Origin of the sequence: Streptomyces sp. NBC_00104 (genome assembly GCF_045160825.1) — a bacterium.
Classification (GTDB): domain Bacteria; phylum Actinomycetota; class Actinomycetes; order Streptomycetales; family Streptomycetaceae; genus Streptomyces.
The window spans coordinates 1-13,552 of the sequence record NZ_CP108216.1 but is presented as its reverse complement, the minus strand read 5'-3'; the positions used below and the strand labels follow the sequence as shown (position 1 = coordinate 13,552).

Sequence of the window (13,552 nt, the reverse complement as noted above, 5' to 3'; positions counted from 1 at the left end):
CGGGCGCTCGCAGCTCTCCCGCACACACACCGGGGCAGCCGGCGACGTCGTCTCGTCAGTCATGGGCGAGACCGTAGCCGCGCGGAGCTCCCGGCCGGGGAGGCGGGGACGTCATCGGCGGCCGCCGTACGTCATCCGGTTCACGTACCGCTCCCCCTGGACGACGACGACCAGGAGCGCGACGACGTCCCCCCGCGCGAGTTGCAAGAGCTGTCATGCCACCCGCTGCTCCGGGGACCCGGGTGCGCCGTACACCTCTGGCACTTTTACACCGGCGCCTGTTCGATCCCGCCCGGCGGAACTCCCAGCCGCCGCCGCCCGGGGCGCTGCACGCCCGTCTGCGGCCGCTGCTCGCCCTGGACTGCCTCCCGGCCGCCCTCTCTGTCCATCAGCCTCTCTACGGGCAACAGCCGCGCCCCTGCTGCCTCCCCGGCCGCCGTGTCCGCAGTCGGTCCCATGCCCAGCTCTCGACGAGTCACGGGCCGATCCTCCCGCGCTCCGGACCGGCGCCGCGCCACGGGGAGAGAAGCGGGTGACAAGGGCGTTCAGGGTCGCCCACCCCCTGCTCGAGTTCCGCTCCGCCTCCCGCCCGATACGGGCATACCGGGGTATTACAGATATCAGCGGACTAACCTCCCGCCGGGGCCCGTTGGTGGTGACCGACCGTCACCCGACCCCCGGCCGCGCGTCCGTCGTGTCCGCTCGTGTCGTCTCATGACTGCCCTGACACCCAATTTGGCTCTGACCATAGGGTGTTACATCTATGCCAAAAACTGTGTACAGTGGCGGCATGACGACGACTCCCCGAACTCCCGCTCTCCGACTCGTGATCCTGCTCCGGGTCTCCACCGCCGGACAGCTCGACGGCTACGGCCTCGAGGCGCAGGAGAAGGACTGCCGGAAGTGGGCGCGCACGTCGGGCGCCGCGCTCGGAGGCATCCGGATCGTCAAGGTCTGCACCGATGGCGGGATCACCGGCAAGGCTGCCGACGACGAGCGCCCCGGACTGCACGAAGCGCTGTCGCTCGTCGCGGCCGGGGAGGCTGACGGCATCCTCGCCCCGAACCTCGACCGGGTGGCCCGCGAGCTGACCGTCCAGGAGGCGACGCTCTCCGTCGTGTGGGCGCACGGCGGCCGCGTGTTCACCGTCGACCACGGCGAGCACCTGGCCGACGACGAGGACGACCCGATGCGCACGTTCGTCCGTCAGGTCATGGGCGCGGCCGCTCAGCTCGAGCGCGGACTCATCACCAAGCGGCTCCGCAACGGGCGCAAGACCAAGGCGGCCGCCGGCGGATACGCCTACGGGGCCCCGGCCTACGGGCAGCGTGCAGCCGACAAGGTGCTGACCGTCGACTCCGACGAGGCCGCCGTCCTCGAGCAGATGCGCGCATGGCAGACCGAGGGCGTGTCCATCCGCGGTATCTGCGACCGGCTCAACTCCGCCGGCATCCCCTCGAAGCGTGGCGGCCGCTGGCACCCGACCACCGTTGCCCGGCTGCTCTCCCCGGACGCCCGAGCAGCTGCACGCGAGCAGGCAGCGCACGCACGAGCAGCCGAGCGCGAGCAGATCAAGCGGCAGCGAGCCGACCGCATCCTGTCCCGGCTCACCTGACCGACCACGACGACCAGGAGCACGACGTGACCGACACCGACCCCCGCACCCGCGAAGACCTCCTCTCGGAGATCTCCAATCTCAGGGCCGAGCTGGAACGCGTCCGGGCGCTGGCCGCAGACGCCACCGAGTACCGCATCCCCCTGCCTGAGAACGGCGGTACGACCCTCATCGTCCGGCGCCAGGCACTCGTCAACGGCATGGGGTGGGCCGTGAGCGTTCCCGCATACGGCGGCGGCCGCGCCTGGACGACCGAGGGGTGGCAGGAGTCCATCAGCGCTCTGAGCGTCGACCGCCTTTTCTGCTGGCCCGACGCGACCACCGCAGTGACCGAGGCACGCCGCGCGCTCGCCGCCGCCTGACCAACCCGACCACCAGCCAACGCGACATCCCGCCAACGGAACACGACCGGACCAACCCAACCCACCCCAAAACACGGAGGACCGACGCATGACCGACGCTTACGAGCGCTTCCAGACCATCGAGATCCGCACGCCCGACGACGTACCGCCTGCCACGCCGCTGGAATGGCAGGCGGAACGCATCCGTATCCACGAGAGCCGCGGACTCCGCGGAACGGCCGCGGACGCCGTGGCAGTGCTCGCCCTCCGTGAGAGCGTGCGCCGCTCCCTCGAGCACACGGGGCTGTACATCAGCGATGCCCGACGTATGGGCGCCACGTGGGAGCAGATCGGGGCCGCGCTCGGCACCACCGAGGACGACGTCCGGAACCGGCTGCGCACGTGGGCAGACGGACAACAGCGCATGTACCGGGGCGACGTAGCCAAGGGACGAACGCCGCTCGGGATCGACGACGACTCCCACCGCGAGATCCTCGCCGACCTGACCAACCCCTGACCCGTACCAACTCGAGGGCCCGCGGCCGGGGTGGCTGCGGGCCCTCCGTCGTCCCGGCAGTATCCGGTTCCACCCCTCCCCGCGCGTACAGGGACCGGTCCACCCCCCTGCTCACGCGCGGGGGTTTCTGGACTTTCTGGACCCACCAACGCGCGCGCGCCCGGGACACCCCTTGACCGTGACACATCGCCGGAACGACGGGGAGGCTCCGGGGGGGGGGGCCGACTCGCCCTCGAGGAGGAGCAGCGAGCGACCCTCACGCACTGCTCGCCCGGTTTTTTGCGCGGGCCGGATCCCAACCCCGCGACCCCCTGAGAAGTTTCTCCCCGCAGTCGAATACCCGCCCGCGATCATGGCGGCGCTGCTCCCCGCACCCACATCCCGCACGTTGAATCCCGCCCGGGGGGTGGACCCCGGAGCACGGGGAGGCCGGAACGCCGGGGAGGTCTGCCGGGGGTCTGTCAGGTTCAAAGGGTCGGCCAGACGATCACCACCGCGCGAGAGGGGCCCGTGCGGAGCCGACTTCCCCACGCTGCTGCACGGACTGCCGAACGTCGTCGGCAACCCGGCCACCATCCGCATACTCCCGGCTCGAGCAGCTGCTCGCCGACCCGGCGGGGGTAGGGGAGTCGGAATCGCCAGACCGATCCGCCGGGGGCCCGTCGCGGTCAGCAGCGCACACGCGTGCTCAGAAAAACAATGGGGGGGTGTGACCCTCGAGCGCCCGACCAGCAGGAACGGCCCACCCCCGTCCGATTCCCCCCGTATGTCGTTGCCCTGGGGGGTGCCTCCCCCTCGAGCGACCGGCCGCCCGCCGGGGAGCCGGAGTTCCTCACCCGCGAATCCCGCTGTTCTGATCACGTGGGCCCTCGAGCCCCCCGCCGGCGCCCAACCCGTCCGGGACTGACGGCAGTACATGCCCACAGCGAGTTGTGGGTCACTGGGCCCAGTTACCCGGCCGCGCGTCCCTGGGGACAGCCACCCCGGGGGCTGAGGGGGGACACCCCCCGGGGGCCCTCCGCCGGACCGGGAGCGTATGGGCGCTGCCCTCCGGTACGGGTCTGGAGGATTCCGCGCATCCGGATACCCGCCCCCTCACGCGCACGTGCGAGCAGCTGCTCGCACCAACACCCGCACCACCAACCCGCGCGCGACGTGCCGCGCCATAAGGCACGCCTCGCCGAGCCCGATTCCAGCGTCTTATGGGTTCCAGCGTTCACCCGCTCCTCGAGGCTCTCCGGGCGTCGTCTGCGGGTCACAGCAATGGGGAGCGGCTCCGCCGCACGACCCTCGAGCGGCACCCGCCGGACTGCCTCCAGGTCCGGCTCCCGAGCGCGGGGGGTGGGTGGCTGCTGTGAGGGTCACCCACCCCCCGGGGGAGGTCGTGGACGGTCCTGCCGGATGCCGTCATTTGGTTGTGTCAGGCAACCAGAGTGGAGGGTAGTGGTGGGTTTTCCGAAACTCTCCATACGTGCGCCTATGGGAAAGAACCGGGAAACCCACCACCACCCTCCACTTTCCCAGGTCAGAGCGTTTTGCCCCGGACAGCAGAGAGCCCCCGCCACGGTGCAGCGGGGGCGACGGCTCTCCGGCGGGTTACTCGTCTTCGTCGTCGACTCCAGCAAGCATCACGCCGAGGTAGACGCGACCGATGTTCCGATCCTTTTTGACGTACCCGCGGTTAGCCATGGACTCGGCAAAGGCCTTCTCTGTGCCTGACTGTTCGCCGCTCGAGTGGCACCACGCCGTCCACGCGGTGAACAGCTCACGGGCCCTCACTACGGCGTGAGGGCTGGAGACTGTCCGCTCCTCGAGGAACCTGCCGAGCACATCAGACGCAGCCTGATACTCCTGCGTCCGGACCCTGACCACTTCCGGCGGATTGAGCCCCTGCTCCTGGTAGTCCAGCCACCCGTCATAGACCCACCCCAGGACTGCCGGCGCCGATTTCTTGAGCCGGTCGGGGAGACCACCATCGCGCTCTTCCTCCGGGATGACCACGTCGAACGGCACGACGAGGATGCGGCGCCATACGGCCGGGTCATCACCGGAGACTGCTGGCAGATGGTTGGTCAGCATGATCAGAGAGTGGGAAGGGTCGAACGTGATCGGGTTCTTGTGCATCAGGTTGGCCTCGATGGGGTCGCCACCGGTGAGCCGCTTCATGGTCGATTCGGCGAACCGCTTCCCCTTCTCCGTCTCCGAGCAGAAGGTGAGCCGGGCTCCGCGCAGCCGCATTTTGAAGGCACCGTGCCGCTCGTGCTTGGACTCCATGAGGATCGCCGGGTCTACCTCGATCGCGTAGTCACCGAATGCGCTCATGACGGCATCCCGCAGCGTGCCCTTACCGTTCGCGCCGCTCCCGGTGAAGATCGGCATCACGTGTTCGGTCACCTTGCCGAGCATGGCGTAGCCGAAGAACCGCTGTACGAACGACCGGACCTCCTCATCAGGGAGGATCCGCTCGAGGAATGCGACGAACTCGGCTGCTCCCCCGTCGCCTTCCTCCGGTTCGCCGTCGTCCAGACCGGCGCCGGCCACCTTCGTAATCAGGTCATCCCGAGAGCAGTCCGTCACGTCCCCAGTCAGCAGGTTCACAGTGCCAGTGGGGGTGTTGAACAGGTACGCGTCGGCATCGAGTTGCTTGCTTGCCACGCTCATTGGCGGACGGGCGGATGCAATCTTGACCATGCCCTCGAGTCCGCTGGCGGACTCTGATTTCCGGATGTCCTTGTACAGGTCATCGCGTTCGTCCCCGCTCAGATCTTCGAGCTCTCGCAGGGCGTTCTTCACGGTCTCTACGGCGTAGTTGAGATCTACGCGCTGCTCGTCCATGAGCCACCGGGCGCCGTCCCACTCGTGCCACCCGATCCCGTGGACGTGCCGCAGCGTGTCCCGGTGGTCTGCCAGGAATCGCTCTGCCATACGCAGCTGCCCGCGGTGCTGTACGGGCTGCCTCGAGGGTCGGCGGACCACCCTCCGCTGCTGGGCCGGCGGCCGCGGCCGGTCCTCGAGGGTCTCGCCCTCCCACATGTCCTCGACTGTCGTCACGCTGCACCCGCCCCGGTCCCGGAGAGGCTGCGTTCCCACCCGGACCGGATCGTTCGGAGTGCCTCCCGCTCCGTCTGCCCCGAGCGCAGAGCAGCGGCGAGCAGCTGCTCCCGCACGGTCGTCTCGTCCAACACGTCCGGCGCGGTGCCGTGCAGTTCCCCGAGCCACCGGGCAGCCGAGAACAGTTGCCGGTTGCGCTCGCCCTCCGACGCGCTCTCGACACGGCGCACGGAATGTTCGAGGGCGCCAGCCGCCGCACGCTCCGACTGCGAGGCAGTCGGCAGGATCCGCAAGGGCGACGGCGGCCGGGGAGGAGCAGCGGGAGCAGCGGCCGGACGGAGCAGCTCGAGCAGCCAACCCGGGAGCGGCTGCGGCCGCACGTCCGGGGCGCTCACCCGCTCGTACATCCGGCCCTGTGCCTTCGAGTACGACCCGGCCGCGATGACGTACCCGCCGATCCCGCGCACGTCGACCAGCGGACCGAGGTGCGGCGGCCGGGGCCGCTCGAGGTTTCCGCCGGCGCCGGTCGCGCAGCCGATGACCGGGCCCTCCTCCGGCTGGAGGAAGTACAGGTGCAGTCCGCCCGAGGGCGTGAGCACGGTGTACGTGTCGGGCCACTCGGCACCGGCTTCACGGGCGAGCAGCTCGAGGACGTCGGTACCGCCGTGGCAGCCGGACCACCGGCCCTCGAGCGGCTCCTCGCCCTTGGGCATGTCGCAGTCGACGACGACCAGGCCGCGCCCGGCCGGACCACCGCGCCCGGTGAGCAGCCCGACGTGTGCGCGCTTGAACTTCCCGGACCACCAGGCCCGTACCTGCTCCGGGTCGGAGAACGGGGCGAGATCCTCGGGGCCGGAGTCGATACGGAACCCGCCGACCATGGCCCGCTTGTCCTCCCGCGAGCAGGGGACGACGGGGAAGCCACGGGACACCCACGTGAGCGCCACGGACCGCTGCGTCTCGGTCGCGTTCGCTGAGGGCGATGCAACCGCCGTGGACACAGCGTCCACAGCGGGGCTGTCGCGGGGGGTGGATGGATCTTTGGGGATAGGTGCGCTGACCTGCTGGTTCTGTTGCACTCTGCGCCTCAAAAGTGAGGTAGAGGACAGCCACCCGTGTGGACAACGTGAGTAACCCGATGGCTCCCTGCGTAGGGAACAGTGGCTACTCTGACGTTGCACCGGTCTGAAGAGTGCAACGCTTCCGTGTCCCCGCCGGGTGGCTGTCCGGCGGACTAGGATTCCCGGAATGCGCCTCATGGGGGCCCACCGTTGGCGCGGTGGGCCCTCAGCGCATTTCTGCATCAGGCAGAGGCCGGGAGGTCGTGCTGCTCGCTGTTGAGTTCTGAGCTATGGATCCGGATGAGTCGGCCCGTGGGCCCGACCCGCCGCATCCGCAGCTGACCACTCAGGGCCCAGCGGGTCACGGTTCGTGTGGAGACTCGGAAGTGCCGAGCCACCTCACTGACCGTCAACCACTCGGGGCCGTTGGACAGTGCGTCCATGTGTGCCCTCCTGCGGCTCTAGTGCTTAGGGAGACGGTACCGGACCTACGCGACACCCTGAGGCCTCGCCAGGAACGCCACCTAGGCCCGCCTCGGGGCCTCTCGGGACCACTGGGGACCACTCGGGACTACTCGGAGTTGCCAGCGACTCGCATTCACTCGCGTCTACTCCCGTTTGGTGCCGTTCAGTACCGCCTACTTGGGTTGTGATCACTCATGGTGAGCAACCCAGCTCCCTGTTTTCTGTTGTGAGTTGATCCGAGAGAACGCTATCCCGGCGTGTCGCTTGTGTCCGGGCTGCCTTCCCCCGTCGCTGAACAGACAGGGTGGCACTGCTGAGAGATCAGAGTTTCCGGGGACTGCAATTCGCCGCCGGCGCCCATCAGTCCGAGAGCGGTACGCGCGTGCCGGGGGCGTAGACGTCCTCCCAGTAGCCCAGCGCGCGCTCGTCGTCATGAAAGGTCACGACGGTGACGGTCACGGGCACGGCCGAGTGCGGCGGGGCATCAATCTCCAGAGCGGCCAGCTCGTCCTGGGACGCGTGCCGGGAGTGGGCAGTGCGCTGCCCCTTCACTACCTCGAGGCCGGTCCGCTCGGTATAGAGCTTGTCGAACTGCTTCACCATGCGGACGTCGTCAGCCAACTCGGGGACAGCAGCAGTGGTGTGGGGCGGGTAGATGGAGATGCCGACCGACGTCGGTTTGTCGTCCTGGCGGAAGACTCGGATGCGGATCACGGCTTCGTCGCCGGGCTCCAAGTTGAGCGCGGTGCAGACTTCCGGGTCGTAGACCGACCGGCGCATGACGCGGTGACCTGAAGAGGTCTCACCGGGCGCGTAGCGCAACCCGTTCTTCTCCATGCGGATCAGCCGGTCCGCACCTGTGATGACGATCGGGGACTTCGCCACGACCGTGCCCAGCGACCCGCGAGAAGTGACCAGGCCCTCGCTCTTGAGCAGGGCCAGCGCCCGGCTCACGGTCTTGGACGCCACGCCGAACTGGTCGCGGATCTCGGTCACTGACGGGAGCGAGTCACCCGGAGCGAGTTCCCCGTTCTTGATCAGCGTGCGGAAGTGGGCCGCCACATCGGCATACCCCTTCCCTTCCGGTGCCTTGTATGCCACGGCTTCTCCCTGTTTGTCGGCTAGGCAGTACCTCTCGAAGGTACATCAGTCACTCGCCAAGGTACACCGGTTGACCCTGTCAGGTACGCCATGTACCTTCATGGCTACCGCAAGGTACGAGAAGTACCTGACTGCGGATCGATACGTACCTTCCCGGACGTAGAACGGCTCCCGGTGGCAAGACCGGGAGCCGTCGTCAGATCGCTGGTTGGAGCGACCTATGAGGAACCGTACCTACGCCCCCAACAGGGCGGATCACCCGGGCGACACCGAAACGCCGCGCCCGCACCCCGACCTGCCGCCGCTGCCCCGCCGGATTCCCGGGGGGTCGCTGTGACCGAGCAGCAAGCCGCAGACGCGCTCGCCCAGCAGCGCATCGAGGAATCCCGCCGCGCGGCCGAAGCCGCCGAAGCCGCCCGTCTCGCCGCCGAACGGCTCCGCGGGGGTGGTCAGCAGTGAGCACCTCCACTCTCCCGACGTCCGGCCGGCGCCTGCTCTCCGGCAAGGCCCGCGTCGCCCTGGTCGCCGCGCTCGGCTCGGTCGTCGGTATGGCGTTCGCCGTGTCGTGGACCGCGCTGCGGGACGTCGCCACCGCCATCGGCATCCCCGAGTTCGCCGCCGTCCTCTACCCGTTCGTGGTCGACGGACTGATGGCGCTCGCCCTGGTCGCCACCCTCGTACTGACCGACGACGCGCGCCGTACCGCGCTGCGGGTGCTGGGCGCCTACACGGCCGCCTCGCTGACCCTCAACTACGTGCACGGACTCGTGCCCGAGCTGCACGACGTAGCGACCGGGACGACGGTCCGACTCGCCGCCAACGACTGGGCCCACTGGGCGCTCGTCGGTCTGGCGGCCGCGCTCCCGGTCGGGGCCATCTACTTCGGCTCCGACCTGGTAGCCCGAGTACTGCACCACCGCCCGGAGCCGACCCCGACCGGCGAGCAGCAGTCGACCGCTGAACAGCCCGACCGGCAGTCCACCACCCCGGCCCCGGCCGCCCCGACTCCCGTTGTCGAGTCGGCCCCGGTCGACCCCGACCCGGAGCCCGTACCCGCCGACGAGTCGACCCCGACCGAGCGGCCCCGACCGATGCGGACCAACACCCGACCGAAGACCGGACCGGTTCCGGCCGCCGCCCGCTCGACTGCGCCCCGCCGGACGCTCGAGGAACTGCTGACCGAGGCTCGGGAGCTCCCGGCGGTCGACCAGGAGTCGGCAGAGAGGATCCGGACCGCGCTGCGGGTCGGTGCAGCCCGCGCCCGGGAGATCCGGGACCTGCTCGCCCTCGAGTCGCAGCCGACCGAGGAGCAGTCGACCGAAGCGCCGGCGCCCGCCGGGGTCGACGTCGACCAGGAGCAGCCGACCGAGACGACCGAGCCCGTACCGCTGCACGCGGTCCCGGCCGCCGAGGAACACCCGACCCTGCTCGCCCTGGTCGACGTCGACGACGACCAGCTGCTCGCCGTCGGGGGTGCCCGGTGACCGCCCGCCGCATCCGGCCCCGCGCCCCGAAGCGTGCCCCCGAAGCGCCCACGGCCGGGCAGTTCAACCTCTTCGGCTCGCCCGACCCGTGGGAGCCGACCGGCTGTGACTGCTGGCCGCCGGTCCCGCGCGGCTGCCACCACTGCAAGGCCTGCGACACCTGCCAGGACTGCGGCCGCTGTGCGGGCCGCGGCTGTACGTGCGAATGCGCGGAGGACTGACGGTCCCCTGTCGCCCCCGGGGAGCAGCGGCCCGGGGACGGCAGAGGGCCGGACAGCCGTCCGTAACCCGAACTCACTGACCAGGAGAAACCCACGATGGCAGGAACACGGAACGTCCCCCCGCAGACCGGCGCCAACGGAAACGGGCGTAACCGTCCGGGCGACAGCACCAAGTTCGCGAACGCGGGCGCGGCGGCCGGCGGTTTCGTCGGCGCGATGGGCGGCGCGTTCGTCCCGCCGGTGACCGTGAACATCAACCGGACGCAGAACAACGGCGGCGCGCGCGGCGGACGTCGTCAGTCGCAGTTCATCCTCGGGGAGCCCGAGTTCAACAACACCGACGACGTCCGCAACTACTGCAACCACCTGCGGGCGCTGATGCTCCAGGCCTCCATCGAACTGGCCATGGCCGCCAAGATCCTCGAGGCCCGGCTGGGCCAGTCCATGCCGCTGCCGGGCGAGAACGTGATCCAGACCAAGATGCGCGCCAAGAAGGTGGCTTGGAAGCTCAAGCGGGCCGGTGACGGGGCCACCGCCGCCGCGAAGAACGCGGTCGCCGCGTATGCCGCCTTCCAGCGCGAGTACGCCGACCTGATGCGTCCGCGCCCGCAGCGTGCCGCGACCACCAACCCGTTCAAGTTCTGAGAGGCGGTACCTCCATGGCCAGCAAGGAAGTTGCTCAGCAGCAGGAAGACCGGCTCAACTCCGGCTCGTCAGCCTCCGGGCTGGGTGCCTGGCTGTGGCACCGCGCCAAGCCGTACACCCCGCCGTGGATCGTCACGACGGGCGTCGGCGTGGCGGGTGCCAGCGCGAACGTGATGTGGTCGGAGTCGCCGTGGGCGGGCGTCGGCCTCACCCTCGCGTCCACCGCCCTGACGGCCGCGACCTGGTGGGCGGGCAAGGCCACCGGCCCGCAGCGTCGGCTCCACTCCGCCATCACCGTGGCGGCCGGGTCGGCGTGGCTCACCGCGGCCGCGCTGTCCGGCCCGCTCACCGGCCCGCTTCCCGACCTGTACCTGATGGGTGGGGCGACGCTCGCCCTGTCGTGGAACATCCGCCAGGTCATGCGCTCGTCGACGCCCGAGGGCTCCGGGTCCGACTCGGACAAGGGACTCCTCGAGAAGGTCGGCCTGGCCCGCACCAAGCTGCGCGACGTCCGGGTCGAGCCGAACCGGGTCACCGTGCCCTACGAACTGCCCGCCGGTGAACTCACCAACGACGACGTCGCGAAGGCCATCCCGCGTATCGCGTCCGCCCTCGACGTGCCGACCACCGCCATCCGTGTCCAGCACGACCCCGACTCCGCCAGGAAGGGCCAGTTCGTCATCGTGCCCGAGGACATGCTCAAGGAAGCCACCCGCTGGCCCGGCCCGTTCGCCCCCGGCCAGTCCGTCGCCGTGCCGCTGCGCATCGGTGTCTACGACGACGGCAGCGACCTGGTCCTGCCGCTCCTGGACGCGATCCACCTCCTGGTCATGGGGATGACCGGCAGCGGTAAGACCGAGGGCGCCCTGGATCTCTTCTTTGAGCTGCTGACCCGCAGCGACGTGGCCGTGTGGCTGGCCGATGCGGCGAAGGCCGGGCAGGACTTCCAGCCGCTGCTCCCGGCCCTCGACTGGGCGGCCCTCGACACCCCGTCGGCCGGGGCCATGGTCGCCGCCGTCCAGGCCGTCATCCCCGCCCGGACCTCCTGGCTGCGCGACCACGCGTACCGGGCATGGGAGCCCGCGGCCGCCGAGCAGCAGAACGACCCCGCTCACTCCTGCGCCACGTCGGGCGCGTGCGGCTGCCCCGGTATGCCGTACCTGGTCGCCTGGTTCGAGGAGGCCGCCAAGCTGCTGCGGGAGCTGGGGGACGACGTGTTCACGGGCATCGCCCAAGAGGCCCGGTCCGCCGGCGTCTCGCTGGTCGTCTCGATGCAGCGCGCTTCCGGCTACCAGCTGTCCACCGACACCCGCGCGAGCCTGCCCGCCGCCATGTGCTTCGGGGTCCGGGGCGACGACGCCGGTTTCGCCCTCCCCGAGGAGGTCCTGGACGCGGGCGCCAACCCGGCCGCGTGGGGCAACAAGCGCAAGGGGTACGTCTACCTGGTCAGCGCCGGGGTGGACGAAGACCTGTACGCCAACCCGGCCCGCACGTTCTGGACCGGCCCGTCCGGCGAGTACGAGAAGGCCGCCGCATGGGTCGTCCAGCAGTTCGCCGGGGTGCGCCCCGAGCTGGGCCCGGTCACGGCGGCCGCCGCCGAGAAGGTCGCGGGTGAGCTGTTCACCAACCGCCGCGCCCGCGCCGGCGCCCCGGTCGCCCCGGCCCCGGCTCTCACCGAGGAACAGCAGTCCGCCCAGGAGGTCGCCCGGCTCGTCGACGCGGAGGACGCCGACCTCGACGTGACTGCCGATCTCCCGCCCGTGGGAGCGACGACGGAGCTCCCGGCCGGGGACCCCCCGTCCACCGAGGAGGCCCGCGAGCTGCTCGCCGAGTTGGTGGAGATGCTCGCCTCTGTCGGCCCCGGCACGGTCGCCGTGAAGGACATGAGGCCGTACTTCGATCAGCTGGGCCGTGAGCGGTCCTGGGTCTCCCGGGAGATGAAGCGGATGGCTCAGGAGGGCCGCCTGGCCGCGACCGGCGAGGAGGGCGTCTACCGCCTGATTCCCGCCCTCGCAGGGGTCTGACGGGCGTCCGCACAGCCGCACACCCCCGCACAGCCGCACACCGCGAATCCCCACGTCACACGGCGTGTGAATAGGGCCGCACACCGCCCCGCACACCGCCGCACAGCCTGACCGCACACCGCCCCACACACCGAACGACGGCAGGCCGCCCCGCAGCAACCGGGGCGGCCCGCCCGACAGCCACGGAGGCTCCCGTGACCACCAACCCGCAGTATCCCCTTACCGATTCCGAGGCCTCCGCCGAGGCGGCCCGCCTGATCCGGGAGGCGTACCGGCTCGAGGAGGCGACACCGGTCGTGACGAGCTTCCGCGACACGTCCCCGGTCCCGGCCCCGGCCATCGGCACCGCCGCACCCGTCGCGCAGCCGGACAGCCGGATCGTCCCCGAGTGGGCAACCGGCGTCGCCGTGGCGTCCATCGGCATCGGCGCCGGCGTGACCGGCATCGGCTGCGGCGCCTGGCTCATCCTCGAGGGACTGTCCTCGATGACCCTGCTCGGGGTCATCGGCATGTTCGCCCCGTTCGCCGGGATCGGGTTCGCAGCCATGGCCGTTGGCGGCGCCATCTCCCGCGCCCGCCGGGCGTCCACCACGAACATCTACAAGGGCACCGTGATCAAGCGGACCGAGATCACGTCGACCGCCCGGGGCATCGGCGCCCGCAGCCGGATCGAGGGATGACCGCAGCACCGACCGGACACCAGAGAGCCCCCGCCACGTCCCGGCGGGGGCTCTGGCGTTTCTACCCGCTCCCTCGAGGGCGCCGCTCGATCGGCATCGCCACCCCGCCCATGACGAAGTACCGCTGCTCTGGCAACTGCTGGGGAACGTCACGTGACGTTGCCCCCTGCTCCGGCACAACGTCACGTGACGTTCCTCCACTGTCACGTGACGTTGCTCCGCGCAGAGCAGCAGCAAGGGCAGCGGCCCGCGCCTCCCGCACCTGCGCCTCGAGGCGCCGCTCCTCGTAGGCCCGCTGCCGGCAGTTCCTCGAGCAGTACCTCCGCGGCCGCGTGCCGAGCGATTCG

The 13,552-nt window shown here is 70.4% G+C and carries 12 protein-coding genes; 8 read left to right on the top strand and 4 right to left on the bottom strand.

The genetic code is table 11. From position 1 onward, the window contains the following. Positions 1–790 precede the first annotated feature (790 nt). The 3 genes from OG272_RS46545 (at position 791) to OG272_RS46535 (ending at position 2,473) form a co-directional block, all read left to right on the top strand. Positions 791–1,615, top strand: coding sequence for a recombinase family protein (locus OG272_RS46545; RefSeq protein ID WP_405896152.1), 825 nt, complete (start codon positions 791–793; stop codon positions 1,613–1,615). 26 nt (positions 1,616–1,641) lie between these two features. Then, entirely contained in the window at positions 1,642–1,977 is a 336-nt protein-coding gene (locus OG272_RS46540) for a hypothetical protein (protein WP_331722232.1), read from the top strand. Between the two features lie 88 nt (positions 1,978–2,065). Then, a complete protein-coding gene (locus OG272_RS46535) occupies positions 2,066–2,473 on the top strand; it encodes a hypothetical protein (protein ID WP_331722231.1) in 408 nt (135 codons plus the stop codon). 1,596 nt (positions 2,474–4,069) lie between these two features. Here the strand turns inward: OG272_RS46535 and OG272_RS46530 are convergent. The 4 genes from OG272_RS46530 to OG272_RS46515 all read right to left on the bottom strand — a co-directional run bounded on the left by OG272_RS46530 (position 4,070) and on the right by OG272_RS46515 (position 8,151). Then, complete coding sequence (locus OG272_RS46530; RefSeq protein WP_331722230.1) at positions 4,070–5,398, bottom strand: phage/plasmid primase, P4 family; 1,329 nt, start codon at positions 5,396–5,398, stop codon at positions 4,070–4,072. Between the two features lie 122 nt (positions 5,399–5,520). Continuing rightward, positions 5,521–6,471, bottom strand: coding sequence for a bifunctional DNA primase/polymerase (locus OG272_RS46525; protein ID WP_405896151.1), 951 nt, complete (start codon positions 6,469–6,471; stop codon positions 5,521–5,523). A gap of 356 nt (positions 6,472–6,827) precedes the next feature. Further along, positions 6,828–7,028 (bottom strand): helix-turn-helix domain-containing protein, encoded by a 201-nt coding sequence (locus OG272_RS46520; protein WP_331722240.1) that lies wholly within the window; start codon positions 7,026–7,028, stop codon positions 6,828–6,830. Positions 7,029–7,410: 382 nt separating this feature from the next. Continuing rightward, on the bottom strand, positions 7,411–8,151 hold the full coding sequence (locus tag OG272_RS46515) for a GntR family transcriptional regulator (protein WP_331722239.1): 741 nt from the start codon (positions 8,149–8,151) through the stop codon (positions 7,411–7,413). A gap of 333 nt (positions 8,152–8,484) precedes the next feature. Between OG272_RS46515 and OG272_RS46510 the strand changes: the two genes are divergently transcribed. The 5 genes from OG272_RS46510 (at position 8,485) to OG272_RS46490 (ending at position 13,205) form a co-directional block, all read left to right on the top strand. Then, the gene (locus OG272_RS46510) at positions 8,485–8,610 is read left to right on the top strand and encodes a hypothetical protein (protein WP_331722238.1); all 126 of its coding nucleotides are present in this window, start codon (positions 8,485–8,487) and stop codon (positions 8,608–8,610) included. Further along, positions 8,607–9,635, top strand: a complete 1,029-nt coding sequence (locus OG272_RS46505; protein ID WP_331722237.1) for a DUF2637 domain-containing protein — start codon at positions 8,607–8,609, stop codon at positions 9,633–9,635. The genes OG272_RS46510 and OG272_RS46505 overlap by 4 nt, the downstream gene beginning before the upstream one ends. 317 nt (positions 9,636–9,952) lie before the next feature. Further along, positions 9,953–10,501, top strand: coding sequence for a plasmid transfer protein TraA (gene traA / locus OG272_RS46500; protein ID WP_331722236.1), 549 nt, complete (start codon positions 9,953–9,955; stop codon positions 10,499–10,501). A 14-nt stretch (positions 10,502–10,515) separates the two neighbouring features. After that, positions 10,516–12,525: a plasmid transfer protein TraB gene (gene traB / locus OG272_RS46495; protein WP_331722235.1), complete on the top strand. Its 2,010-nt coding sequence runs from the start codon at positions 10,516–10,518 to the stop codon at positions 12,523–12,525. Between the two features lie 194 nt (positions 12,526–12,719). Next, the gene (locus tag OG272_RS46490; RefSeq protein WP_331722234.1) at positions 12,720–13,205 is read left to right on the top strand and encodes a hypothetical protein; all 486 of its coding nucleotides are present in this window, start codon (positions 12,720–12,722) and stop codon (positions 13,203–13,205) included. Positions 13,206–13,552 lie beyond the last annotated feature (347 nt).

What these genes read in the sequence shown, in the direction of transcription:
- OG272_RS46545 (WP_405896152.1), top strand. Translation starts at nt 791, where the DNA reads ATGACGACGACTCCCCGAACTCCCGCTCTCCGACTCGTGATCCTGCTC.
- OG272_RS46535 (WP_331722231.1), top strand. Translation starts at nt 2,066, where the DNA reads ATGACCGACGCTTACGAGCGCTTCCAGACCATCGAGATCCGCACGCCC.
- OG272_RS46530 (WP_331722230.1), bottom strand. Translation starts at nt 5,398, where the DNA reads ATGGCAGAGCGATTCCTGGCAGACCACCGGGACACGCTGCGGCACGTC.
- OG272_RS46520 (WP_331722240.1), bottom strand. Translation starts at nt 7,028, where the DNA reads ATGGACGCACTGTCCAACGGCCCCGAGTGGTTGACGGTCAGTGAGGTG.
- traA (WP_331722236.1), top strand. Translation starts at nt 9,953, where the DNA reads ATGGCAGGAACACGGAACGTCCCCCCGCAGACCGGCGCCAACGGAAAC.
- traB (WP_331722235.1), top strand. Translation starts at nt 10,516, where the DNA reads ATGGCCAGCAAGGAAGTTGCTCAGCAGCAGGAAGACCGGCTCAACTCC.